The following is a 21,765-nucleotide window of genomic DNA, read 5'->3' on the forward strand; positions in this document are numbered from 1 at the left end:
GTGAAAGGAAGTCGGTACAATCATGTGGGTGTATATACCGGCACAATACGTGCAAGTTCCTGACGATGATGAGCGTTCTCTCGGATTCCCTCCTTCTGGTCCGTGGGGACCCGGAGGTACGCAAGGCGGCGGCATGTGGCCGGGTGGCGGCGGTAGCGCGTGGCCCGGCAGTGGCGGCGGGTGGCCTGGTGGCGGTGGCGCGTGGCCTGGCGGCGGTGGCGCGTGGCCTGGCGGTGGCGGCGGATGGCCTGGCGGCGGTAGCGCGTGGCCCGGCGGTGGCGCGTGGCCTGGCGGTGGCGGCGGTAGCGGGTGGCCTGGCGGTGGCGGCGGATGGCCCGGTGGCGGTGGTATGTGGCCTGGCGGTGGCGGCGGATGGCCTGGCGGCGGTAGCGGGTGGCCTGGCGGTGGCGGCGGATGGCCTGGCGGCGGGTCTCCATTAGGCGAGAACGATGCGGCTCCAACCGGAGCTCCCCCGGCACAAATTCCGCAAAAACCGCTGTCGGCCGGAACCTTTGCCTTAGACCCCGGCGCTATTGCGCATTGCCGATTTAAGTTCACTTACATCTGGCAAAGGAACGGAGCCGAATACTGGATGTTTATTACGTTCGTCGGCCGTACCTCGATTTCCGGCTGGCGCTGGATGGGCGGCAGATGGATGAGATTTTCCGTCGATCTCCATTCGATCGAAGCGTCCGCCTGCTGAGAGGACTGTCCCTTCGCCTCCGAGTCGAGCCATCCCTCGTCCCCGGCCTTATGCCGGGATGCCGGTTGCCGGTTTTCGGCAACCATGCCCAATGCCTGCGTACCCGCAGGCATTCTCTTTTTAACGGCACACGTTCGATGAGTATCCCGATATGCAATCGGAGGGTATGCTGGGAAATCTTAACTATAGCCAATCTATCGAGTCCCTTTCCCACGCAAATCGTGTACGATTAGGGCTGTAGTCCTTCCTACAGGACGGAGAGGAAGAGGATGGAATGGTTATAGTCCCCGCAGCGCATACTGTGTTTCATAAGGACCGGCTGGCTCATGAAGCCGCCCGCTTGTACGAGATCGGGACTCCCCGTTCGAGCCGGTTTGTCAGCAACGGACTAAACGATACGTACTCGATCGCGACAAATACTGGCATCTATTATGTGAGAATCTACAAATTCAACTGGCGCTCCGAATCGAGCTCGAATTGCTGCTCCATCTTCACCGGTTCGGCATTCCCGTTTCCATACCGCTGCCGAGACGGGACGGGGAATGGCTGACCGGGTTGGATGCGCCCGAAGGCAAACGTTACATAGCGTTGTTTACCGAAGCAGCCGGCAAGGAAAAGCGGGATGTGGAGGCGAGCGTCGCGTACGGAGCCGCCATAGCGGAACTGCACCGGGCGGCCGTTTTTTTTGCTCCGCGCAGCGGCAGATTCGAGCTGGATTTGCACCATTTGCTCGACGAACCGCTTCAGCAGCTCCTGCCGTTTCTTTCACACCGACCGGAAGACCGCCGGTTTGTTCTGGATGCGGCCGACAAGCTCAAACGGCGGGTTGCAAGCCTGCAGGACGAGGGGCTGGACTGGGGAGTTTGCCACGGAGACCTGCACGGCTCCAACGTTCACTTTTCCGGGGACGGCGAACTTACGCACTTCGATTTCGACTGTTGCGGCATGGGCTGGCGCGCCTACGATCTGTCGGTCTTTTGGTGGGACAGGGTCCAGTCCAAGGTCGATAGCTTTGATCATGAACAGTGGAACGCTTTTCTAAATGCGTACTTGAGCAGCCGGCCTTTGAACCGGCCCGATCTCGAAGCAATCCCGGCGTTCGTTGCGATCCGGCATATTTGGCTTCTGGGGCTTCATACGGGGAACAGCGCGGTATGGGGAGCCTGGCAGGACGACGATTATTTCGACCGGAAGCTGAAATTTCTTCGCGCCTGGATGGAAACTCACGACCTCTAGCCGCCGGACGCGGCAACCGCTGCAGCAGGCAAGCATCGAGCGACAACCGCCGGTGCTTGTTGTTTTTTTTAAAAACCTATTTTTCTTGAAACCAAAAACGTTTTTTTTCGTATGAAAAGGGTATGCCATTCTTCCTATACAGAAAGGGGTCCAAACATTGTCAGAACCGAGAGCTGTCCGTCCGCCGAATCCAAGTACCGTATCGAAAGGGATTATCGGACTTGTTATTGTAGTCCTTGTAGCCGTTCTCGCCATCCAGTCCTTCACGATCGTTCAAGCGGGACATCGCGGCGTCGTGCTGCAGTTGGGTGCCGTCCAGCCGAAAGTGCTGGAAGAGGGGTTGCATTTTAAAATTCCGTTCATCCAGACCGTCCTGCCGATCGAGGTTCGCGTTCAGAAAGCCGAGTCCAGTCAAGTATCGGCCAGCCGCGACTTGCAGACCGTTACGACTACGCTTGCCGTGAACTATCATCTGGACGGGGCGACAATTAATAACTTGTATCAGAATGTAGGGATGGAGTACAGAGCCCGGATCGTCGACCCGGCGATCGGAGAATCGCTTAAGGCGGTCACCGCCCAATATACAGCCGAAGAGCTGATCTCCAAACGCTCGGAAGTCAGCGCCAAGGTGAAGGAAGTTTTGGCGACAAAGCTGAGCTTGTACAATGTCGTCCTCGACGATATCAATATTACCGAATTCAAGTTCTCCGAAGAGTTCAACCGCGCGATCGAGCAGAAACAGATCGCCGAGCAGCAGGCGCTCAAGTCGAAGCTGGACCTCGACCGGATCAAGATCGAGAAGGAGCAGGAGATTACCCGCGCTCAGGCGCAAGCGGAAGCGCTGCGGCTGCAGAAGCAGGAAGTCACTCAGGAGCTGATCGAATTGCGGCAGATCGAAGCCCAGTTGAAAGCAATCGAAAAGTGGGACGGCAAGCTGCCGAACGTAACCGGAGGCGCGACACCGTTCATCAACGTGCAGTAACACAGAATAAGACCGGAAAGGGACTTTCATTGTCCATGTCCGGTCTTTTCATTTGATCGATCTAGCTGGAGAAAAACCGAACCGAATAAGAGCGGTTTGTGAGGCTGTCGATTCATTGGTGCAGATCCGACCAGTTGGTTAAAATAATCGGTGCAAACCGCCTTTATTCGTTTCTGTTATCCCCATTTGCCAAAATAGAAGGTACCAGAGACTGTTATTATGTTGAGCCTTCACTCTCATCCACGCTAACGATCAGGACGAGCCCGCACGACGGGCACTCCCTCGCATCCGATACGACCCGGTGTTCGCAGCCGGGACACAGCTCATACGACTGCGCCTGGTCTTCCCCGCCCGCTGTCTGACCGCGGCTTGGATGAGAGGGCAAGCCTCCTTCGTCCGCTTCCCGCTCCGTGACTGGTTCAGCCTCTTGCTTAAGCCAGACATGAGGCGGCTGTCCATCCACTTCCGCAACAACCAGTTCGTCGGTTAAAATCCACTCGATGTTCCCTCCCTTGTCGCTTACGGCGGCAAGCGGAATCTCGCCCGTTTCCTCACGGGGAAACACGCTTCCTCCGAATACGCCGGGCAGCTGTGATTTGTAGGCTCCGTATCCGGTTCCGATCAGAACATATCTGATGCCGCTTCGTTTATGAACGACGATCGTCGCCATCCGATTCCCTCCTCCGGTTATTCGCAGGCCGTATGCGTCCAAGGCGGGTTCGATCTTCTGCGGGATAAGGGCTTCCGGCCGCGATTCCTATAATCAGGCGTCCCCGCCTAAGCGTAGATGCAATGGCTCCAGCACTTCGCCGATACATTCGGCGAACAGATCCAGCCCGGCCGGCGTCGGATGAACGCCGTCGTCCGTCCCGCTGTTCTCTTCCGTGCGGAGCAGATCACCCAATGAACCGCCCTGCGCCAGATAACGTTCCCAGCGTCCGGCGACATCGGCGAGCGGCACCTCCAGCGAAGCGGCGACTTCGCGGACAATCCGATTGTACGAATCGATCCAGGCCTGCGCCCCTTCAGGGTTCCGGTACCATTCCTGCGGGTGACGCCGGTTATAATAACGCCCCGCGTCTCCTTCGATAATCGGGTTTATCGTACATAAAACAGGGATGACACGATGCGATCTTAACCGCTCGATGATCGTAATCAGATTGTCCCGATACGCTTCGGGCGGAACTTTCGCCGTGCCCGGCGCCGTGTGAACATGGTCGTTCATGCCGAACGCCACGATGCATACGTCATGCTGGTGCGCCAAGACGTCCCGCTCGAACCGGGCCAGCCCTTGCGCCGTCGTATTACCGGGTACGCCCGCATTGATCGTCTCGCACCCGAAGCGGACTTGCAGCTTATATAAGTACGTCTCCTGCTCCGCTACATATTGTCCTGCAGTTATGCTGTCCCCAAATGCGGCAAGTTTCATTTTTAATTCCCACCCTTTGACGATATTCGGTGTATGTGCGCGTGTTGGTTGTACGTTGCTCTGCACCCGCATCATACGCTCTTAAGCCGGCTTGCGTCAACATTAAATGTTGCTGCGCCGGCCATTTTCCGCCGGCTCTCCCATCCATAACGGGACCGCTTAAGGCCAGCCCGCGTCCGGATCGCTCGGCGCACACGGAAAACGGCGCCCGAAGGCGCCGCTCGTCATACAATAAGTTAAGAAGTAAAAAGTAGAGCTTTATTTTACGCTTTCAGTGCCGCCGCATCAATCATCGAGGCCGACTCGCTGTCGAGATACAACGTCCAGTCGGCATGTGTCTTCAGCATCGTGGAAGGGACGGTATTCGTCACGTTGTTGTCCATCGTCATCTTGATCGCATTGGCTTTCACCTTGTGCGGAACACAGGAAATAATCGTTTTGGCCTGCATGATCTGATGCACGGTCATCGTGATCGCCTGCTTCGGCACGTCATCCACCGTCGCGAACCAGCCTTCTCCGACCTGCTGCCGCTTGCACGCTTCATCAAGGTCGACGACCATGTACGCTTCCTTCGTATCGAAATCGGCCGGAGGATCGTTGAAGGCGATATGGCTGTTCTCGCCGATCCCGATCAGCGCTACGTCGATCGGCTGTTTGCGGATCTCTTCGGTAAGCGCCGCGATATTCGCCGCTACGTCGCCTTCGCCGTTCACGTAATAAGCGCGGCCGAGCGGGATCAGATCGGCGAACCGCTCCTTCAAATATTTGCGGAAGCTGGCGATGTGGCTCTCCGGCAATGCTACGTATTCGTCCAGATGGAACATTTCGATTTTGTCCCACTCGAGCTGTTCTTTAATAAACGCCTGGAAAAATCCGAACTGGGATGCTCCGGTGGACAAGACGATACGTGCCTTCCCGTTCGCCGCGATCGCGCGCCGTATGGCGTCCGCAGCCTGCACAGCCGCAGCCGCGCCCAGCTGTTCCGGGGTATCCGAAATATGAATGTTCATTGTGTCATCCTCCTCATGATTCTATAGTTGTCGTGCCGGACAAAAGGTTCAGCCCCGCACGGTCTCTGTCTCTTTCAGCAAATCTTCGATGACGATCCGCTCTCCGCTTGCGATCGACAAGTTGGCGGCCGCTCCGATCAGAAGCGACATCGCTCCGGCTCTCGATCCTGCCATTTGACCGAGCGGGTCCGCCACGTCTCCGACGAAAATCATCCGGCGAAGCCGAGCGTCGCCTCCGCCGTGGGCGCCTCCCGCCTTACGGCTTTGAAGCGTCATCAGTTCGTTGCGGCGATTGTAGATCCGGATCGTATTGTTCGGCTCGTCGTGTCCCGGACCGCTGTGGCTGTCTTCCGCTTCGATCCGCCCTTTCGTGCCGACGAAGGTCGCTTTCCAGCCTTCATACGGGCTGTAGGCGTTAAGCGAATACGTAAGCAGCGTGTTTTTCTTGTATTTGACGTTCAGCGACATCGTGTCATAGATGTCGATATCTTCACCGAATACGCATTGATCGCGGAAATATCCGTCATGCTTCTCCGCTTCTTTATAGAACGAGTTCGTGAAAGAGTTGGCCGTGACGTCGTAATAAAAATCGCAGCTTTTCGTATGGTCGCAGGTCGAGCACGTGCGGCCGCGCTGCTCACGGGTTGCACCGTAGAACAACCGGGAGCCGTTCGCATACACCGTCTCGGGCTCGTCGTCCAGCCACCAGTTGACCATATCGAAATGATGAGTCGATTTGTGAATAAGCAGGCCGCCGCTGTTCTTCATCTGGCGGTGCCAACGCCGGAAATAATCAGCGCCGTGGCTCGTATCGAGCGACCAGTTCAGCGAGACGTGAAGAATGTCGCCGATCGTTCCTTCCTTGATGAGCTCCTTGATCCGAACGACGTAGGGCATGAACCGGCAGTTGAACGTAACGATGACCTTGCGGCCCGTCCGCTTCTCCGCCTCGAAGATCGCTCTCGTCTTCTCCGCATCCGTCGTCATCGGTTTCTCGGAGATCGCATCGCACCCGGCCTCCAGAGCCCGGATAATGTAATGATCGTGCAAATTGTCCGGCGTCGTAACGATAACGGCATCGGGCTTCACTTCCCGAATCATCGTATCGAAATCGCTGAATACCGGAATGTTACCCGATTGCTCGCTTAAAATGTTCGCCCGGATCGGATTGATGTCGCATACCCCGACGAGCTCCGCCGCACCCTTCAATTCAGTCGCAAGCGGCTTGGCAAACATACCGAGCGCCCTTCCCCCGGCGCCGACGATGGCGTACTTTTTCATAAGTGTTCTCTCCCTTGTGGAAATTCGGCCTATAGCACTCGATTCCTGTGCCGGTTCCGACCGATATCGATTGTCTGTCACCGCTGGCTCTCCCCTGTATGCTGAACAGATATCGATTTACATACCCACCTGTAAAATCAATGAAAGGCAAAGAAAAAAACATCTTTATAGAAATCGATTACTGCCTCAGTTTACCATACCTTTTGCGATTTGCCAACGGGGAAAATTGCGGATTCGGCCTTCCTTTCTTCCGCAGCAGCCGGCGATGGCCGCCGATTGGACCGCCCTGTTCCGTATATAGGCATTCCGCTCTGCTTGAGAAGCGGCGGCGATCCAATCGCACCTGCGCGTTTGTTGCGGCATATTAACCTTTCAGCCCCGTAGAAGCGATCCCTTGAACAAACTGCTTCTGGGCGATCAAATAGACGATAACTACCGGGATCGTAACGATAACAGCGCCGGCCATCAGCAGAGCCGTGCTGACCTCGGTATCGTTTTTGAGATAAAGCAGTCCGACCGGCAGCGTATACAGCTTCTTATCCTGCAAATAAATGAGCGGGCCGAGCGTATTGTTCCAGGCGCCCATAAATGTAAACACGCCCAGTGCGGCAAGCGCCGGTTTGCACAGCGGAATGTAGATCCGCCAGAAAATGCCTAACGGGTTGTAGCCGTCGACGACCGCCGCTTCGTACAGCTCCTTCGGAAGTCCTTTAATAAACTGATGAAGCAAAAAGATGCCGAACGCTCCTCCGAGAAAACTCGGGATGATAAGCGGATAATACGAGTCCAGCATGCCGAACGTCTTCCAGATAAAGTAGCTCGGAATGAGCGTGACCTGGAACGGGATCATCAAGGTCGCCAGCATGGCGATATAAAGCGGTTTGCGCAGCTTGAAATCGAACATCGCGAGGCCGAACGCGATCAGCGCGCACGACAGCAGCGAACCGATCATCTCGATCGTAACAAGCAGCATGCTGTTGAATGTGTACCGGCCGAAGTTTACTTTCTCCCAGACGATTTTGTAATTTTCCCAGCTGACCGGATTCGGAATCAGCTGAGGCGGCAGCTGGCCTACTGCCCCGGTCGTCTTCAGCGAGGTGGACAACATCCAGATAAACGGAAACAGCATCGTCAGGGCGCCGACTACGAGTACGATATAAGTGAACATTCTGCCGATTGAGCTGAAATTAATCATAGTGCACCCACCTTTTCTCAAAATATCTTTGGAAAAGCGTGATGCCCAAAATGATTACGAAGAGCGCCCAGGCGGCTGCCGAAGCCGATCCCATTTTGAACAGCTGGAACGCATCCCGGTAGATGAGCATATTGGTCACCATATTCCGCTCCGGCACGTTGCTCATCTGCGAGCCGAACATGCTGAGGAATACGTCGAACGCCTGAAACGCGGCGATCGTAGACAAAATCATAACCATATAAATCATCGGAGAAACGAGCGGGAAAACGATCCGCGAGAAGTACATCCAGTTCGAAGCTCCGTCGATTTGCGACGCCTCCTTCATCTCCTTCGATATGTTCTGCATGCCGGCCAGCAGCAAAATCATCGATGAGCCTACCCCTTTCCAGACGTTGACAAGCGCGACGCTGCCGATGACGACCCACCAGTGCTTGCTGTCCAGCCATTTGACCGCAGGCAGATTGATCGTCTCCAGCAGCCAGTTTATCAGGCCGTACTTCGTATTGAACAGCCACGCCCACAGCACCCCGCCCGCGATCCAAGGCGTTACGACCGGCAGGAAATAAAACAGCCTCAGCAGCGTCTGACCGCGAATCGCCTGGTTGAGCAAGTGGGCGATAATAAGTGCGGCGATCGTTTGCAGCGGAACGAAGACGAGCGCGAAATAAAACACGTTGCGGACCGAGATCCAGAACACCTTTTGCTCGAACAGCTGCTGCCAGTTTAGCAGCCCGACCCATTCCGGCGGGTTGAACAAGTCCCATTTGACAAACGAGACGTAAGCCGAGAATACGACCGGAAATGCTACGAATACGAGAATATTAATCGTAAAGGGAAGCGTGAACAAATATCCCCAGTGACCTTGCTTGTGCATCCGAACACCACCTTTCTACCAAATGCGGCTCTTGGGGTATTTGTCGAAACGACCCGGGAAAGCGGACCGGCGATTCACCGCCCCGCTTTTTCCTCAGGCCGCCCGGTACCCGGAATAACCGCGAGTTACTTGTTGTTGTCCAGTACGGTTTGCACTTTTTCGTGAATTTGCTTGGCGCCTTCCTCGGCGCTGATGTTGAAGTTCAGGACGATGTCGTTGATGATCGGCTGAGCCGCTCCGCGCCATTCGTTCCAGCTGGCGTTCTCGTCAAGCGTTACGCCGCCTTCGGCGATGCCGTCGGTGAACGCTTTTTTGTTCGCTGGTTTGCCGGTGATTTTCTCCACTGCCTGCAGGGCCGTTTTCTTAACCGGAAGTGATGCGCCGCTGTTGGCGAGAATCGTCTGCGCTTCCTCGCCCAGGTAGTACTTGAGGAACTCCCACGCCGCATCCTTCACTTCCTGCTTCGCCTTGGAGGAGATCAGCCACGAGTTCGTTACCATCGGCACGTAACGTTTGCCGTCTACCCCTTTTGGGATTTTGACTACGTCCCAATCGGCGTCCGGGAAGCTTTTGTTCATCGTCACCTGGTTGCTGTATTGCAGGAAGTACATGGCCGCTTTGCCGGTGGCAAACGTCTGCACCTCGCCGCCATTGGCTTTCAGGAAATCGTTGTTCGTAAAGTATCCTTCCTTAATGCCGTCGGCAAGCTGCTTCAGCCCGGTTATCGTCTTCGGATCGTTAAACATCGATTTCGTAAGCGTCGAGTCGAGCGCTTGGCCTCCCGCCTGCTTGATCCACGGGAACCAGCCTTGCGTAATGCTCGACGATCCGATGAATCCGAAGGAAGCCGGTTTGCCGTCGCTGCCTGCTTTGGTCAGCTTTTTGGAAGCCTCGATCAGATCGTTATAGGTCCAGTTGTCGGTCGGCAGCTGAACGCCCGCATCCGTAAACGCTTTCTTGTTATACGCAAGCGCGATCGGGTTAATCCCGTGCGGAACGCCCCATACTTTCCCTTCCGGCGTCTTGGCCGCGAACAATCCCGGAATGTAGTCGGCCTCTTTCAGGTCGCGCTGAATGTACGCCGAAAGATCCTGAGCGACTCCGCGTTTGCCGTAGCCCAGAATAACCGCGTTTTCTTGAAGCCATACGTCCGGAGTCGTGTTGCCGGCAATTTGCGTCGCGATTTTGGCGACAAAGTCTCCCCACGGGGCATCCTGAACTTCTACTTTAATATTAGGATTTTTGGCGATAAAGCCGTCGATAATTTCTTTTTTCGTTACGTCGTAGGCACCGGGAAGTCCGATTTTGAGCGAAACCGTCTTGGCCGGACTTGTACCTCCGCCGTTATCCGGGTTTTCTGTTGAGGACGAGCAACCGGCAATTGAAAGCGCTAGCACAGAAGACAAAACAACGAACGATTTTTTGTTCACTTCAAACCCCTCCAAATGTTGTTGTATACTGCATGACCTGCATAATAATGCCGGCCATATAATCAAGAACAGCCGTATTGCTTCTATCCTTATAGGACTGTTCCTGTTACTGAGGTGTGTGCGCTTCCTGCATAAAACATAACATAGTTTATGCAGGAAGCGCCATAGTTATTAAGCAATTTTAATTGAAACCCTTTATATACCGCTGAATATCGAATATTTTGGAAATCCTAGAAATCGATTTCTCATGAGCAGATTATAACATATGTTATATTTCTTTAAAAGGGGGCTTCTTTAAAAATCGTCGGGAAAACTCCTTTCGCTATGCCGTCATTTTCACCGAACATGCTGAAACCCGTTGGCAGGAGCAGGTTTTATCGACTTTTGATTGACTATGGACGCCGGTTGACCGATAATATGAAATAACATAACATCATTTATTTACCCAAAGCCTGGAATTTTAAACGGAATGAGGATTCTGCATGGTTACCCAAAAAGACATCGCCGATTATGTAGGCGTTTCCCGGACTGCCGTTTCGCTCGTTTTGAACAACGCGCCGAACAGTACCGTCTCCGAGAAGACGAAGGAGCTTATCCTGAAGGCAGCCAAGGAGCTGGGCTACAAAGATATGGATGTCAAGCCTAAAATCTGTTATGTTTTTTATAGCCGCGACGCTAACGACCCCCGTTATTTCCAGCATTTGCGGGTGACGGAGGAAGCGGCTGCACGCTACGGTTACTCCATGCTGTTCATGAGCATCAAGCCGGACCCGAACGATCACCAGCGGCTTAAGGAGCTGGCCAGAAGCCAGGACACGGCAGGCATTCTGGTGTCGGGCTTACTGGACGATACGATTATTGAAATTCTCGAGGAAACGAAAGTCCCTCACATTTATTACGGAAGCACGGACCGGACCGACATTAACGTAGTCACGACCGATTACTCCAAAGTATGCTATGAGGCGGTACGCCACCTGATCGAGCTCGGGCACCGGAGAATCGCCTTTTACTCCGGAAGTCTCCGGCTGCTTATCAACAAGCGGGAGCTTGCCGGCTACAGCAAAGCGCTTGAGGAAGCCGGCATCGAAGTCGATAAGGCGCTGATCCAATCCGGCGCGGAAGAAGATGGCGACGAGCTGTGCAGCCGGCTCCATGAGCTGGATATCGACTACACGGCAGCGTATTGTACGAACACCGTCATCCAATTCGGCGTGCTTCAGGGGCTGAAACGGCACGGCATCGCCGTACCGGAGCAGATCAGCCTGATTGGTCACGGATATACCGAACTGGTTAAACTTAGTATTCCCCAATTAACAACAATGATTTTAAGCGGCGATCAAAAAGAAATTCCGGCTATCCGCCTCATCGAGATCATTCAGCGGAAAGCGCCGGATCCGATTTATGAATGTTTGACTGATTTCGAGCTGTTCCCCGGAGGTACGACGGCAAGGTGTCCCGCCACGTGACCCTCCGGCAATTGTGTGAAACGGGACTTTCTCACTAGTCATCATTTTGCGATTATTCGAGCCCCGCTTGGAACCGGTTCTCCTTTCCTTTCGAATAGGACCTCAGCCTCCACGTTACCGTGGAATTTGAGGTCCTTTCGTCTGGAGAGGGGGACGTTCCTTAACATGCGAACAATTTGGGGGCAGTCTCTTAACTGTGGGCATTAGTATCACGGGGACGGGGCGCATGTTGCTGATGCTGAAGGGCGGGACGACATATATTACTGGGTACGGCGCGGTATGTTGCTGAAGGGCGGGACCACATCTTGCTGGGTGCGTGCGAATAAGAGCGGTTTGCAAGTTGGCGTCATTTGGTCTACTATTGAGAAAGATTCCTGCATCTGAGCAGGCTTTGCCCCGTGGGGCAGGTTGATGAAGGGAAAAGCGCATTCCTGCGTACGCGCGTATGCGGCAGGAGTTGCTCCGAGCCGAGCAGCAGGTGTTCGGCTTAATGAAACTTCTCCTTTCTACACTCTTAAAAAAGACCGCGATGAACCGGTTAATTTAAGTTAAGTTAAGTTAAGCTAACGGCCATATCGATCCTTGGCGTGCGGTGGCGCTCTTCCTGCAACAAAAGACCGTTTGGAGCGATATCGCTCCAAACGGTCTTTCTCTCGTCGGCTTGCCGCCGGTTTCGCCGCCTGCGTCTTCCTCCGGCCTGGCAGGCTAGGCGCCAGGCGCCTCCAGCGGTCCGGCCCGAGAATCAGCCGCGCAGGTCTGCTACCGATTCGCGTTCAAGCAGCTTCGGCTGCAGCATAATGCCGATGTCCGGCTTTTTCCCGTCGATCAGCATATCCAGCAGCATGTTGCAAGCGAGCCGGCCCATCTCGTAAGTCGGCTGCAGCACCGTGGAGAGCGGCGGCGTAATCATTTGCCCGAAATCGATGCCGTCGAACCCCATGACGGACACATCGTCCGGAACCTTGAAGCCTTGGCCGTTCAGCTCGTTGACGACGCCGAAGGCCGTCATATCGTTACAGGCGAATACCGCGCTAGGGCGTTCGCCGCCGGCCAGCAATTTGCGCGTAAGCGCCTTGCCGTTCTCGAATTCGTAGGTGCCGCTGTACGTCTCGTTGCCGGCCTCGACAACTACCGGCTCCAGACCGGCTTCCTTCATCGCGGACGCGTAGCCGTCATAGATGCTGACCCGGCTCGGCCGGTCGAGCGGAGCCGTCACGTAAGCGATCTTCTTATGCCCTTTGGAGATCAGGTGACGGGTAGCCATGACTCCGCCTTTACGGTAGTCGAAGTCGACCTGGCACACTTCCTCCATCTCCACCTTCTGGTCGAGGGCGACGACATTTAAGCCCATATCGATAAAATGCTTCAGCTGCTTCTTGTCGCTCGAAATCGAAGAAATGACGAGGCCGCGGACTTGTTTCTCGAACATTGCCTGAATATACTTGTCCTCGAGAACCGGGTCCTGGAACGAGTTGCAGAGCAGCACCTGGTAATTATTTTTGCGGGCGATCTCCTCCACCCCCAAGATGACGGACGAATAAAAGGTGTTGGTAATCGTCGGAATAATAACCCCGATCGTCATGCTCGTCTTCGTCTTGAGCTGTTTGCCGAGCATATTCGGGACGTAGTTCGCTTCTTTGGCGATACGCAATATTTTGGAGCGAAGCTCGGGACTGACCGGGTAGCTGCTGTTGCTGAGCACTCGCGATACGGTTGCAGAAGAAACTTCCGCCATTTTCGCAATATCGTGGATCGTTAACGACTTTTTCATATTCACGCCTCAATTTCTACGGATAATCGGAATAATCGGGGAAATCGGTTACTTCAATTAAAGCGATTATTTCGCCTTCCGTCAAGTGAAGCCGGCCCCTCACGATTCCAGGGCGTTCAGCGCGACCGACAAGCCGGCATAATCGCCGACCGATTCCCCCAGGGCGGCCGGAACGATCCGGCAAGCCTCAAGCGATAGAGGCAGCGCCTCCTTGCGCAGCTCCTCCAGCGCGTACGGCTCCAGCAGAGCCCGCTGACGCGCGTAAATGCTGCCGATCACGATCGCTTCGGGATTAAGCAGATCGACCAGCACCGCCAGTCCCCGGCCAAGCTTGCGTCCGACGGTCTCGAACAAGCGGACCGCGAGCGGGTCTCCTTGCACCGCCGCTTCGCCGACCGATTTGGCCGTTATGCCGTCAAGGCTGCGAAGCGTAGGGCAGAAGGCCGGAGGCTGCCCCCGCGAGATCGCGGCTTCCGCTTCCGCCCGCGCCAGCCGCGCGATGCCGCCGCCGCTGCAGAAGCCTTCGAACGAGCCGGCCTTGCCGTAGCCGACCGGACCGTCCGAAGCAACCCGGATATGTCCCGCTTCGCCCGCCATATCGCTCGCCCCCGCATACAAGCGGCCATTGAGAATAAGCCCGGCACCCAGCCCCGTACCAAACGTCAGGAAGATCATATGATTCATCCCTCGCCCCGCGCCCCATTTCCATTCGGCCAGCGCGCAGGCGTTGGCGTCGTTCTGCAGCGCTACGGGCGCGTCAAACCTCTCCCTCAGCGGAGTGACGCAGTCGATCCGGTCCCATCCCGGCAGATTGGGCGGCGACAAGATAAGCCCCGCCTGGCTGTCCAGCGGACCTCCGCAGCTGATGCCGATCGCTTCCGGGCCCTCTCCGCCCGTCCGGTCGATCAGTTCCGCCATCGCCTCCCCCAAGCGTTCCATCGTCTCGCCCGGGGAAGCCGGGGTTGGAAAGCCGATTTTCCCTAAAATATCGATGCCCGACTCCGTCTCCCTGCCGATACTGACCGCGCACTTGGTTCCGCCTATGTCCACTCCGCCCAATAAACGCATCGTTCGCTTCCTCTCCATCTATCGCTGATAGCGTTGCCTCTATTGCCAGTGTAACAGAAAAAAGACCGCAACGGCAGCGGCCTTCCACTTCGGTGTCCGAAAATCGCAGTGGAATAGCGGCTGATATGCGGTCTAATTGGCCAAAGCCGATTGCGACGATCGTCCGCACAATCAGGAGATGATCCCGCATGCGACGCGCGCCCCCGAGTTTCCCGACGGGTCCGTTACCCCGTCGTCCGGCGCTTCGTGGATGACGATCGAGGTGCCTCCCTCTTTGAGCAGCGAATTCGGCTCGCCCTTCGTCAGCGTTACGCCGTCTGCAATCCAATCGGCCTTCGCCGTCCCGTCGGAAGCTACGTTTAAGTTCGGCAAATCGCCGGCGTGCGGCCCTTCCGGATTTTGCAGACCGTGCTTTTTGCCTCCGGGATTAAAGTGGGCTCCCGCGGTGGTAAAACCCGGAGCTTCGCAGCGCCCCGTCTCGTGAATATGATAGCCGTGCGGTCCGGGGGCAAGTCCTTTCACCTCGAGACGGATGCGCACGCCCTCTTTCTCCGGCGTGAGCAGCGCGGAGCCGATCGTTTTGCCTTTGGTGTTTATAATCGCAGCGCGAACAGCGTTGTCCGGTTCGCCGGAGTCAGTTCTCCCGGCCGCCTGCTTCGCTGCACAGCCTGTCCCTGCGGCTAGCAGAAACAGCCCGAGCGCCGGCAGCGCCCATTGATTTGTCCTCATCTGTCGACTCCTCCACGTGGCAACAAAATGGTGTTACGGTAATCCATTGTTCACGAATACGCCCGGACTTAAACCGCCTGGATTCAAAGCCTTCCGTACCGCCCGTTATTCGCACCTTGGATCGCCGCCGGCATATGCTGATTGGGATCAAGCAAACGTTAGCGGGTGATACGCGATGAATCCACATCTTCTCGGCCTTATGACTCACAAAATCGGATCGCCGGGCCGGTTTTCCCGGCATGCCGACGCTGCGCTCGCTGCCGGATTTTCCGGCGTTATTCTGTTTACTCCCGCAGGGGTGCATGTGGAGCGCGGTACGGTCACCGGATACGTCCGGCAAGGCCGGTCGCCCTGGCGAAAGCAATCGGCCGCGCATCCGCCTGTGGCTATCGATCTGGGGTATTACACGACTCCCTTGACCAACCGGCAAGTATTCCGCGTCAAGAACCGTACCCGTATCCAATTTACGGGCCACGGACTCGGCAACAAATGGACCATCCAGAATCATCTGCTCGCATCCCCGCTTCTCGCTTCTCATCTGCTGCCTACGAAACCGATGGACTCGGTCGACGACGCGATCGCCTATGCCCGCGAGCATGAAGCGATCATGATCAAGCCGATCAACGGCAAAGGCGGAATCGGCATTCTCAAATTATGCTGCACCGGGTCCGCTTATCGTCTGCATGAAAACGGCAAACCCGCTTTAAGCGGCGGTCCGGGCACGATCCGTGCCGCCCTGCGCCGGGCCAGGCGCAAAGGAGGGTACTTGCTCCAGCGCTGGATCGATATCCGCAATCCGGAGGGGCGGGTATTCGACGTCCGCGTACTCATGCAGAAAGACGGGACAGGACAATGGGAGACCTCCGGCATGGCCATACGCGAAGGATCGGCCAACAGCATTACGTCCAATCTCAAAAGCGGCGGGCGCGCCCACGAAGTCGCAGCTTACTTGAACCGGCTATTTCCGTCGGACAAGGCGGATGCCCTGATGGAGAAGCTGTGCGAGCTGTCGGTTTATATTCCGCCTTACCTGGAGGAACGCTACGGCAGAAGGTTAGCCGATCTGGGGCTTGATTTTGCGATAGACCGCTCGGGCTGCCTATGGCTGCTCGAGGTAAATATTAAGCCGGGCAAAGCCGTGATCCGTCAGGTCTACGGCGAGGAAGCCGCCCGAAGATGCTTTCTGATGCCGTTCCGGGAAGCAAGGCGGCTCGCTCTGTCCGCAACGGCGACGGGCGACGAACGCTCCGCTCTCCCGCTATAAGCCTTCCCGCTGACCCGGGAAGGTTTTATTACTATGCGGAGTGATACTGTTGATCCGACTTCCGGACAAAGCGGCTGTTTCCAAAGTCATCTTTCGATTTTGTGAGCTTACCCGGAACCGTTTTCCTCGAGAAAAGGACCTCAGCCTCCACGTTGCCATGGAAGTTGAGGTCCTTTCGTTTGGAAGCCGGGACGTTCTATGCCACCCCATGCGGGCACTATTAGGACAGCCTTATTTGGAGCGCCGTACCTTCCGGGCTTTCCCACAGATCGTGTCCCTCCGGCGGAACCGTGCCGGCTTTCCGCCATGCAACGTTGTCTTAATGCGGCCTTGTATTCACTTCGAATATCCATAGCTTGCCGGAACGGTCGAACCCGTAATCGAAGCCGAGCTGTCCCACGCCGGGAAAATGCCGCTCGAGCAACTGTGTGCTGATCCGGGTCACATTGCGCATCTCCTGCTTTTTGCGGCGGACGGCCGCTTTCGGCAATGACCGCCGAATGCCTTCCGTCGACGAAAGCATGGTTCCGCCGCGGCACAAGTTGGTGACGAAAAATCCGGGGTTCGCGAGCCGCCCCACCATCGCCCGGGTCACCCATACGTGATTCTGCTTTACCACCTTGACCCGGTAATCGATCGGCCGTCCCCGGATGCTGGCGAGACTGATCCCGCGCTGCACCAGATAAGAACGCCGCCTGCGGATCGCTCCGATCGCGGCCATCATGCTGCGGAAGTTCCGGCATCTCGTCACTTTCCGTTTATGCCGGATCGTGTAGCCGGCTCCCGTCCTGATCACCATTATGACACCGACTCCGCCTGTGCCCACGACCGGCTTTAGCACAACCTTGCCGTACCGGGACAACATCGCAGACACGTTGGCAGGCGAAAAAAAACGGGTTTCGGGGATATGCTGCGAAACCCTCGGATCTTGCTGAAGGACAGAGTTTTTTACCCATTTGCTGGCTATTTGCCGCGAGATGACAGCCTTTTCCTCTTCACTGGCGGAAGCCGGCTGAACCGTCGCGGCAACGACCGCCGCCGTATTCTCCGTCTCGGCAGCGTTCTCCTCGGCCGGCGCCGGCGCCGCATGGATCGCTTCAGTTCCCTCCTCTTGTTGTGTTCGTTCCATCATGATCCCTCCTCTAAAAGTTTCTGACGAAGCCATCGTCACGTCCGATGTCGTCGAAGCCTTCGTTAGCGGAAGACGAGCCTATCCGATATGCCGCGGAATTCATCTGCAAAAGGCAGTACCGGTACGGATATCGCTATATCGTATGCCGGTGCCCGAATCCCCTCCTGTTCGTTTGCCCCCGGGCAAGCGCCGATTCTCATTGCCGCTCCAGCAGATCCATGATTTCCCGGAACGCCCGGGTCGCGCGGTTTGCGCCGTTCTCCGGCTCGTTCAAAGCGACAACCGCCACCGCATATTTCGGGCGCTCAATCGGCCCGTAGCCGACAAACCATTGATGGACCGCGGCTTGTCCCGCCGCCGTCGTCTGGGCTGTACCCGACTTGCCGGCCACGTTCCATTTCGCCTGCTTCAGCGGCGTGCCCGTGCCGCTCAGAACGACCTGCCGCATCCAGGACGTTACCTTATCCGCTGTCCGCTTCGAGATGCCGTCCGCCGGCACCTCCGCATTCCGCTCCGGAAATGATTGCACAATCGTCCCTGTCCGAAAGCGGATGTCCCGGACGACTCTCGGGCTTTGAACTTCACCGCCATGGAGCAAGGTAACCACGAGATTCGCCGCCTGCAGCGGGGACACGAGCACGTCCCTTTGCCCGATCGCCGTCTGGACGCGTATCCCTTCATCTTCCGACGGCTTTCGCCCGTCGAATATTTGCCCCCGTTCTTCTCCGTCGAACTGACTCCAGCCGAAAGCTCCCTTCCCTTCCGTATGCCAGCCGACCTGCAGCTCCAGTCCGAGCCGCTGCGCCGTCTCCTGCAGCTTTGCACCGCTGAGCCGCTGCATCACCTTGGCGAACACGACATTGCATGACTGCGCATAAGCCTCCTCGAACGTGAGGGTGCCATGGCCACCGTGCAGCCAGCATTTCAAGCCGTATTTGCCGAAAGAGCCGCTGCATTCGAACGTTTCTCCGGGCTGGACGACTCCTTCCTCCAGTGCGGCGGCAGCCACTACCGTTTTGAACACCGAGCCCGGCGTGACCGCCTTCAGCGCCTTGTTCCCCCAACTGGCGTCCCCGCTAACGATCCGGTACGGATCGAAATCCGGACGGCTTGCCATCGCAATAACGTCGGCGTTGTCCGCATCGAGCACGACCGCGCTGCCGGAGGCGATCCCCGCTTTCTCCAAAATACGCTCAACGCCCTCCTGCACGTCCCGGTCGATCGTCGTACCGATCTGCAGCGGATAATACGGGTTATTCGGGCGGATGAGCCTGACGTCAAGCCCGGCCAGCGGCCGGTTCAAACCGTCCGTGAACAAGCTGACCGACGTCTTGCCGGCGCCCTGGAGATACGTCTCCATCGTCTTCTCCAGCCCCGCTGCGCCGATCCGGCTCGACAAGGACAAGCTGCCGCGCGACAGCTGCTTCGCGTACAGCGCTCCGATCCGCTCCGGATTTTCGCCGATAAAACCGATCAGATGTTTCGCCACCGCATCCGCCGGGTAACGCCGGACCGTGTGCATCACTTCGAGACCCGGAACGGCCAACTGCGCGATCCGGTTTATTTGCCGGTCCGACAGCGGCACGGGCTGCCCCGTGACGGGATCGCTCCACATTTTCGGTACCGCCGGCCGGTTGTAGAACTCCCGCCATGCCTCGCGATCCGCACCCAGAATCGAAGGAATTCCGTTCAGCGCCGCCTCGTTCTCCTCTTCCGTCCGTTTTACCGGAAATACGACGAGCGCCTTCACCTGCTCCCCGGTCAGCGGCCGGCCGCTGCGGTCGACAAAATGCCCGCGCCCGCTGTCCAGCTCGATTCCGTACTCGCGCTGGGCTACCGAATTGCCGATCAGATCGATTTCACGCCGCGAGAAGCTGCCCGCATCGATCACCTGAATCCAGCCGAGCCGGCCGATCATAGCGGCCATCACAACTGTGATCGCGAGTAATCCGAACCATATTCTCCGCTGCTGCCGCATATTGTGCATCCGACATCCGCCTTCTTTCGCTCTCTTCTTCGTTACGATCAAGTATCGACAAAGAGGCGGGCGGACAAACGGCATCCGGCGCGCTTCGATGAAATCACTTCTTTCTCTTCCCAAAGTCTGGAAGTCTGGTATAATAGCAGTAGTAGATTGGACTCCGATTAGTAGATCAGGGGGTATAGTGATGAGCGAGCAATTACTTCAGAAGATTTTATCCGAGATGATGTCTATGAAGGACGACGTCAAGTCGATTAAGGATGAGCTGCAGACCGTGAAGAGTGAGCTGCAGTCCGTCAAGAGCGAGATGAACAGCAGATTCGATATCGTAGAAGCGAAGCTTGCCGTGAACGAGCGGGAAATCGCCGATGTGAAACGCAAGCTGGGCTTCATCGAAGAACAGGCCGCGAGCACATCGGAGCTGCAATCCCCGCTAACCGAGCTGCAAAAACAAATCCAGGAGCACGACGCGGACATTAAGTTGATCAAGCGGGTACTTGCCAGTTAATCCGGAGAGCGAAAGCTCTCTTTATTTGTGTTACATGGATTGCACGAACTCGGCTAAGGCGGTTTGCCCCTGTGCGGATGCTGGCGCTTTAGTAAACTTAACATTCTGGCGTTAACAAAGCCCCTTCGTCCCCACTTGGTTCGTGGTTACGGAGGGGCTTATACGCCTGCGCCTGTACGATTCGGCCAACTACCGCTCGGATACCGCACACTGTGGAAATGTTCCCGCACGTCAGATCGGACCGCCTGCCCCGGTAAAGCCCGGCGATACCCGGTAAGCCCGGGAACCTGGAAGGCTCGACAGGTTCGAGCTGACCCCGCCGGCCCGAAGGCTACTTCTTCTTCCCTACCTGCTTGCGCATCATATCCATCGGCTTGACCGGCTGATCCACTTGGAACTTCACCCGCTGCAGCGGATGACGGGCCGCATCGAGTTCCCGGCCTTCCTCGTCGGTCAAGGTGCCGACCTTCATCTTGAAAAACGTCCCCCCGGGGCCAAAAAATTCGACGTCCTGTCCCGGCTTGAAATGATTGCGCTGCTGCACGGTCGCCACTCCGGACGTTTCGTCGTACTCGACGACCAGACCGGCAAAATCGTAGTCGATCCGCTTGTCTTCCGGTCCGAAAATATGATCCTCATGCCCTGGAGCGTCATAGAAAAATCCCGTGTTCAGCGGCCGGTTCGCCGCTTTGTAAATTTCCTGCAGCCATTGCTCCTGCAACTGGTAGTTGTCCGGGTCGGCATAATACGCATCGATCGCCTGCCGATACGCATTCACGACCGTCGCTACGTAATGGATACTCTTCATCCGCCCTTCGATCTTAAAGCTCTCGACGCCGGAGCGGATCATATCCGGGATATGCTCGATCATGCACAAATCTTTGGCGCTCATCATGAACGGATCTTCGCCCCGGAACAGCGAGGTGCCCGTCATCCCTTCCTTGAACCGGCCGACCGCCTCTTCCTCGGAGACGAGCTGTCCGATCTCCGCATCGCCTTCCTCGAATAAATCGTACTTCCACCTGCACGACTGGCAGCAGCCGCCGCGGTTCGAATCCCGGTCGGTAAAATGATTGGACAGCACGCACCGCCCGGAATACGAGCTGCACATCGCCCCGTGGATAAATGTCTCGATCTCGACGTCCACATTGCGCTTAATTTCGTGAATTTCTTCAAACGTCGTCTCCCGGGCGAGCACGACCCGGTGGACGCCTTCCTCCACCCAGAACTGCACCGCCTGCCAGTTCACGGTCGACTGCTGCGTGCTGAGATGGATCTCCAGCTTCGGCGCCACGCGCTTGCACGTCTCGATAATCGCCGGGTCTGCGACGATGATCGCGGCAATGCCGGCCTCCTGCAAATTCCGCAAATAATCCTCGATCCCCGCAATATCCTCGTTATGCGCATAGATGTTGGCGGCGACGAATACTTTCGCTCCGTAACGGTCGGCAAATTCGACGGCTTCGCGCATTTCCTCGAACGTAAAATTGTCCGCGTTGGACCGCAAACCGTACTTTTGTCCCCCGATATACACGGCGTCCGCGCCGTAGTGGATCGCGAACTTGAGCTTCTCGAGGCTGCCGCCGGGCGCGAGCAGCTCCGGCTTTTGCCCCGGCTTCAGCTTTGTTATAACATTCGGTTCCAGCACTACTTCCATTGGACGTCCACCTCGTTTTTGTATCGTGCCGGCTTTCGGCTTGCCTGAT

The 21,765-nt window shown here is 56.6% G+C and carries 20 protein-coding genes; 7 read left to right on the plus strand and 13 right to left on the minus strand.

Annotation, left to right across the window (positions count from 1 at the left end; translation table 11 throughout):
- Window positions 1-349 precede the first annotated feature (349 nt).
- From AC3Y2E_RS04325 to AC3Y2E_RS04340, 4 genes are all read left to right on the plus strand, one after another.
- Window positions 350-703: a collagen-like protein gene (locus AC3Y2E_RS04325; RefSeq protein WP_379207520.1), complete on the plus strand. Its 354-nt coding sequence runs from the start codon at window positions 350-352 to the stop codon at window positions 701-703.
- Window positions 704-977: 274 nt separating this feature from the next.
- Complete coding sequence (locus AC3Y2E_RS04330) at window positions 978-1,253, plus strand: hypothetical protein (protein WP_379207522.1); 276 nt, start codon at window positions 978-980, stop codon at window positions 1,251-1,253.
- Window positions 1,181-1,939, plus strand: a complete 759-nt coding sequence (locus AC3Y2E_RS04335; RefSeq protein WP_379207524.1) for a phosphotransferase enzyme family protein — start codon at window positions 1,181-1,183, stop codon at window positions 1,937-1,939. Before AC3Y2E_RS04330 ends, AC3Y2E_RS04335 begins: the two co-directional genes overlap by 73 nt.
- A gap of 211 nt (window positions 1,940-2,150) precedes the next feature.
- Window positions 2,151-2,921 carry a prohibitin family protein gene (locus tag AC3Y2E_RS04340; RefSeq protein WP_317891286.1) on the plus strand — a complete coding sequence of 257 codons (771 nt, stop codon included), beginning with the start codon at window positions 2,151-2,153 and terminating at the stop codon, window positions 2,919-2,921.
- Between the two features lie 217 nt (window positions 2,922-3,138).
- Here AC3Y2E_RS04340 and AC3Y2E_RS04345 read toward each other — a convergent pair whose 3' ends face one another.
- The 7 genes from AC3Y2E_RS04345 to AC3Y2E_RS04375 form a co-directional block, all read right to left on the minus strand.
- A complete protein-coding gene (locus AC3Y2E_RS04345) occupies window positions 3,139-3,591 on the minus strand; it encodes a hypothetical protein (RefSeq protein ID WP_379207526.1) in 453 nt (150 codons plus the stop codon).
- Window positions 3,592-3,684: 93 nt separating this feature from the next.
- Window positions 3,685-4,350 carry an SGNH/GDSL hydrolase family protein gene (locus AC3Y2E_RS04350; protein WP_379207529.1) on the minus strand — a complete coding sequence of 222 codons (666 nt, stop codon included), beginning with the start codon at window positions 4,348-4,350 and terminating at the stop codon, window positions 3,685-3,687.
- 263 nt (window positions 4,351-4,613) lie between these two features.
- Window positions 4,614-5,360, minus strand: coding sequence for a 6-phosphogluconolactonase (locus tag AC3Y2E_RS04355; protein WP_379207531.1), 747 nt, complete (start codon window positions 5,358-5,360; stop codon window positions 4,614-4,616).
- Between the two features lie 48 nt (window positions 5,361-5,408).
- Window positions 5,409-6,641 (minus strand): Gfo/Idh/MocA family protein, encoded by a 1,233-nt coding sequence (locus AC3Y2E_RS04360; protein ID WP_190930879.1) that lies wholly within the window; start codon window positions 6,639-6,641, stop codon window positions 5,409-5,411.
- Window positions 6,642-7,005: 364 nt separating this feature from the next.
- Entirely contained in the window at window positions 7,006-7,836 is an 831-nt protein-coding gene (locus AC3Y2E_RS04365; RefSeq protein WP_379207534.1) for a carbohydrate ABC transporter permease, read from the minus strand.
- Window positions 7,829-8,710 (minus strand): carbohydrate ABC transporter permease, encoded by an 882-nt coding sequence (locus AC3Y2E_RS04370; RefSeq protein ID WP_379207537.1) that lies wholly within the window; start codon window positions 8,708-8,710, stop codon window positions 7,829-7,831. The genes AC3Y2E_RS04365 and AC3Y2E_RS04370 overlap by 8 nt, the downstream gene beginning before the upstream one ends.
- A 125-nt stretch (window positions 8,711-8,835) precedes the next feature.
- On the minus strand, window positions 8,836-10,140 hold the full coding sequence (locus AC3Y2E_RS04375) for an ABC transporter substrate-binding protein (RefSeq protein WP_332076008.1): 1,305 nt from the start codon (window positions 10,138-10,140) through the stop codon (window positions 8,836-8,838).
- A 482-nt stretch (window positions 10,141-10,622) separates the two neighbouring features.
- On the opposite strand from AC3Y2E_RS04375, the gene AC3Y2E_RS04380 reads away from it, so the two are divergent.
- Window positions 10,623-11,606, plus strand: coding sequence for a LacI family DNA-binding transcriptional regulator (locus tag AC3Y2E_RS04380; RefSeq protein WP_379207540.1), 984 nt, complete (start codon window positions 10,623-10,625; stop codon window positions 11,604-11,606).
- A gap of 742 nt (window positions 11,607-12,348) precedes the next feature.
- Here AC3Y2E_RS04380 and AC3Y2E_RS04385 read toward each other — a convergent pair.
- The 3 genes from AC3Y2E_RS04385 to AC3Y2E_RS04395 all read right to left on the minus strand — a co-directional run bounded on the left by AC3Y2E_RS04385 (window position 12,349) and on the right by AC3Y2E_RS04395 (window position 15,174).
- A complete protein-coding gene (locus AC3Y2E_RS04385; RefSeq protein WP_190930884.1) occupies window positions 12,349-13,377 on the minus strand; it encodes a LacI family DNA-binding transcriptional regulator in 1,029 nt (342 codons plus the stop codon).
- Window positions 13,378-13,476: 99 nt separating this feature from the next.
- Window positions 13,477-14,445, minus strand: coding sequence for an ROK family protein (locus AC3Y2E_RS04390; protein ID WP_379207543.1), 969 nt, complete (start codon window positions 14,443-14,445; stop codon window positions 13,477-13,479).
- Window positions 14,446-14,616: 171 nt separating this feature from the next.
- Entirely contained in the window at window positions 14,617-15,174 is a 558-nt protein-coding gene (locus AC3Y2E_RS04395; RefSeq protein ID WP_379207546.1) for a superoxide dismutase family protein, read from the minus strand.
- Between the two features lie 175 nt (window positions 15,175-15,349).
- Here AC3Y2E_RS04395 and AC3Y2E_RS04400 point away from each other — a divergent pair, with 175 nt between their 5' ends.
- Window positions 15,350-16,438: a YheC/YheD family endospore coat-associated protein gene (locus AC3Y2E_RS04400; RefSeq protein ID WP_379207549.1), complete on the plus strand. Its 1,089-nt coding sequence runs from the start codon at window positions 15,350-15,352 to the stop codon at window positions 16,436-16,438.
- A 319-nt stretch (window positions 16,439-16,757) separates the two neighbouring features.
- Here AC3Y2E_RS04400 and AC3Y2E_RS04405 read toward each other — a convergent pair whose 3' ends face one another.
- Window positions 16,758-17,567: a YheC/YheD family protein gene (locus AC3Y2E_RS04405; RefSeq protein ID WP_379207552.1), complete on the minus strand. Its 810-nt coding sequence runs from the start codon at window positions 17,565-17,567 to the stop codon at window positions 16,758-16,760.
- Between the two features lie 199 nt (window positions 17,568-17,766).
- A complete protein-coding gene (locus tag AC3Y2E_RS04410; RefSeq protein ID WP_379207554.1) occupies window positions 17,767-19,557 on the minus strand; it encodes a peptidoglycan D,D-transpeptidase FtsI family protein in 1,791 nt (596 codons plus the stop codon).
- A 181-nt stretch (window positions 19,558-19,738) separates the two neighbouring features.
- Between AC3Y2E_RS04410 and AC3Y2E_RS04415 the strand changes: the two genes are divergently transcribed.
- Entirely contained in the window at window positions 19,739-20,059 is a 321-nt protein-coding gene (locus tag AC3Y2E_RS04415) for a hypothetical protein (protein ID WP_379207557.1), read from the plus strand.
- A gap of 331 nt (window positions 20,060-20,390) precedes the next feature.
- Here AC3Y2E_RS04415 and AC3Y2E_RS04420 read toward each other — a convergent pair whose 3' ends face one another.
- On the minus strand, window positions 20,391-21,716 hold the full coding sequence (locus AC3Y2E_RS04420) for a peptidase U32 family protein (protein WP_379207559.1): 1,326 nt from the start codon (window positions 21,714-21,716) through the stop codon (window positions 20,391-20,393).
- Window positions 21,717-21,765 lie beyond the last annotated feature (49 nt).

It is taken from the genome of Paenibacillus sp. MAH-35 (assembly GCF_058135425.1).

What these genes read in the sequence shown, in the direction of transcription:
- AC3Y2E_RS04325 (WP_379207520.1), top strand. Translation starts at nt 350, where the DNA reads ATGTGGCCTGGCGGTGGCGGCGGATGGCCTGGCGGCGGTAGCGGGTGG.
- AC3Y2E_RS04330 (WP_379207522.1), top strand. Translation starts at nt 978, where the DNA reads ATGGTTATAGTCCCCGCAGCGCATACTGTGTTTCATAAGGACCGGCTG.
- AC3Y2E_RS04345 (WP_379207526.1), bottom strand. Translation starts at nt 3,591, where the DNA reads ATGGCGACGATCGTCGTTCATAAACGAAGCGGCATCAGATATGTTCTG.
- AC3Y2E_RS04350 (WP_379207529.1), bottom strand. Translation starts at nt 4,350, where the DNA reads ATGAAACTTGCCGCATTTGGGGACAGCATAACTGCAGGACAATATGTA.
- AC3Y2E_RS04355 (WP_379207531.1), bottom strand. Translation starts at nt 5,360, where the DNA reads ATGAACATTCATATTTCGGATACCCCGGAACAGCTGGGCGCGGCTGCG.
- AC3Y2E_RS04360 (WP_190930879.1), bottom strand. Translation starts at nt 6,641, where the DNA reads ATGAAAAAGTACGCCATCGTCGGCGCCGGGGGAAGGGCGCTCGGTATG.
- AC3Y2E_RS04365 (WP_379207534.1), bottom strand. Translation starts at nt 7,836, where the DNA reads ATGATTAATTTCAGCTCAATCGGCAGAATGTTCACTTATATCGTACTC.
- AC3Y2E_RS04370 (WP_379207537.1), bottom strand. Translation starts at nt 8,710, where the DNA reads ATGCACAAGCAAGGTCACTGGGGATATTTGTTCACGCTTCCCTTTACG.
- AC3Y2E_RS04380 (WP_379207540.1), top strand. Translation starts at nt 10,623, where the DNA reads ATGGTTACCCAAAAAGACATCGCCGATTATGTAGGCGTTTCCCGGACT.
- AC3Y2E_RS04385 (WP_190930884.1), bottom strand. Translation starts at nt 13,377, where the DNA reads ATGAAAAAGTCGTTAACGATCCACGATATTGCGAAAATGGCGGAAGTT.
- AC3Y2E_RS04390 (WP_379207543.1), bottom strand. Translation starts at nt 14,445, where the DNA reads ATGCGTTTATTGGGCGGAGTGGACATAGGCGGAACCAAGTGCGCGGTC.
- AC3Y2E_RS04395 (WP_379207546.1), bottom strand. Translation starts at nt 15,174, where the DNA reads ATGAGGACAAATCAATGGGCGCTGCCGGCGCTCGGGCTGTTTCTGCTA.
- AC3Y2E_RS04400 (WP_379207549.1), top strand. Translation starts at nt 15,350, where the DNA reads ATGAATCCACATCTTCTCGGCCTTATGACTCACAAAATCGGATCGCCG.
- AC3Y2E_RS04405 (WP_379207552.1), bottom strand. Translation starts at nt 17,567, where the DNA reads ATGGAACGAACACAACAAGAGGAGGGAACTGAAGCGATCCATGCGGCG.
- AC3Y2E_RS04410 (WP_379207554.1), bottom strand. Translation starts at nt 19,557, where the DNA reads ATGCACAATATGCGGCAGCAGCGGAGAATATGGTTCGGATTACTCGCG.
- AC3Y2E_RS04415 (WP_379207557.1), top strand. Translation starts at nt 19,739, where the DNA reads ATGAGCGAGCAATTACTTCAGAAGATTTTATCCGAGATGATGTCTATG.
- AC3Y2E_RS04420 (WP_379207559.1), bottom strand. Translation starts at nt 21,716, where the DNA reads ATGGAAGTAGTGCTGGAACCGAATGTTATAACAAAGCTGAAGCCGGGG.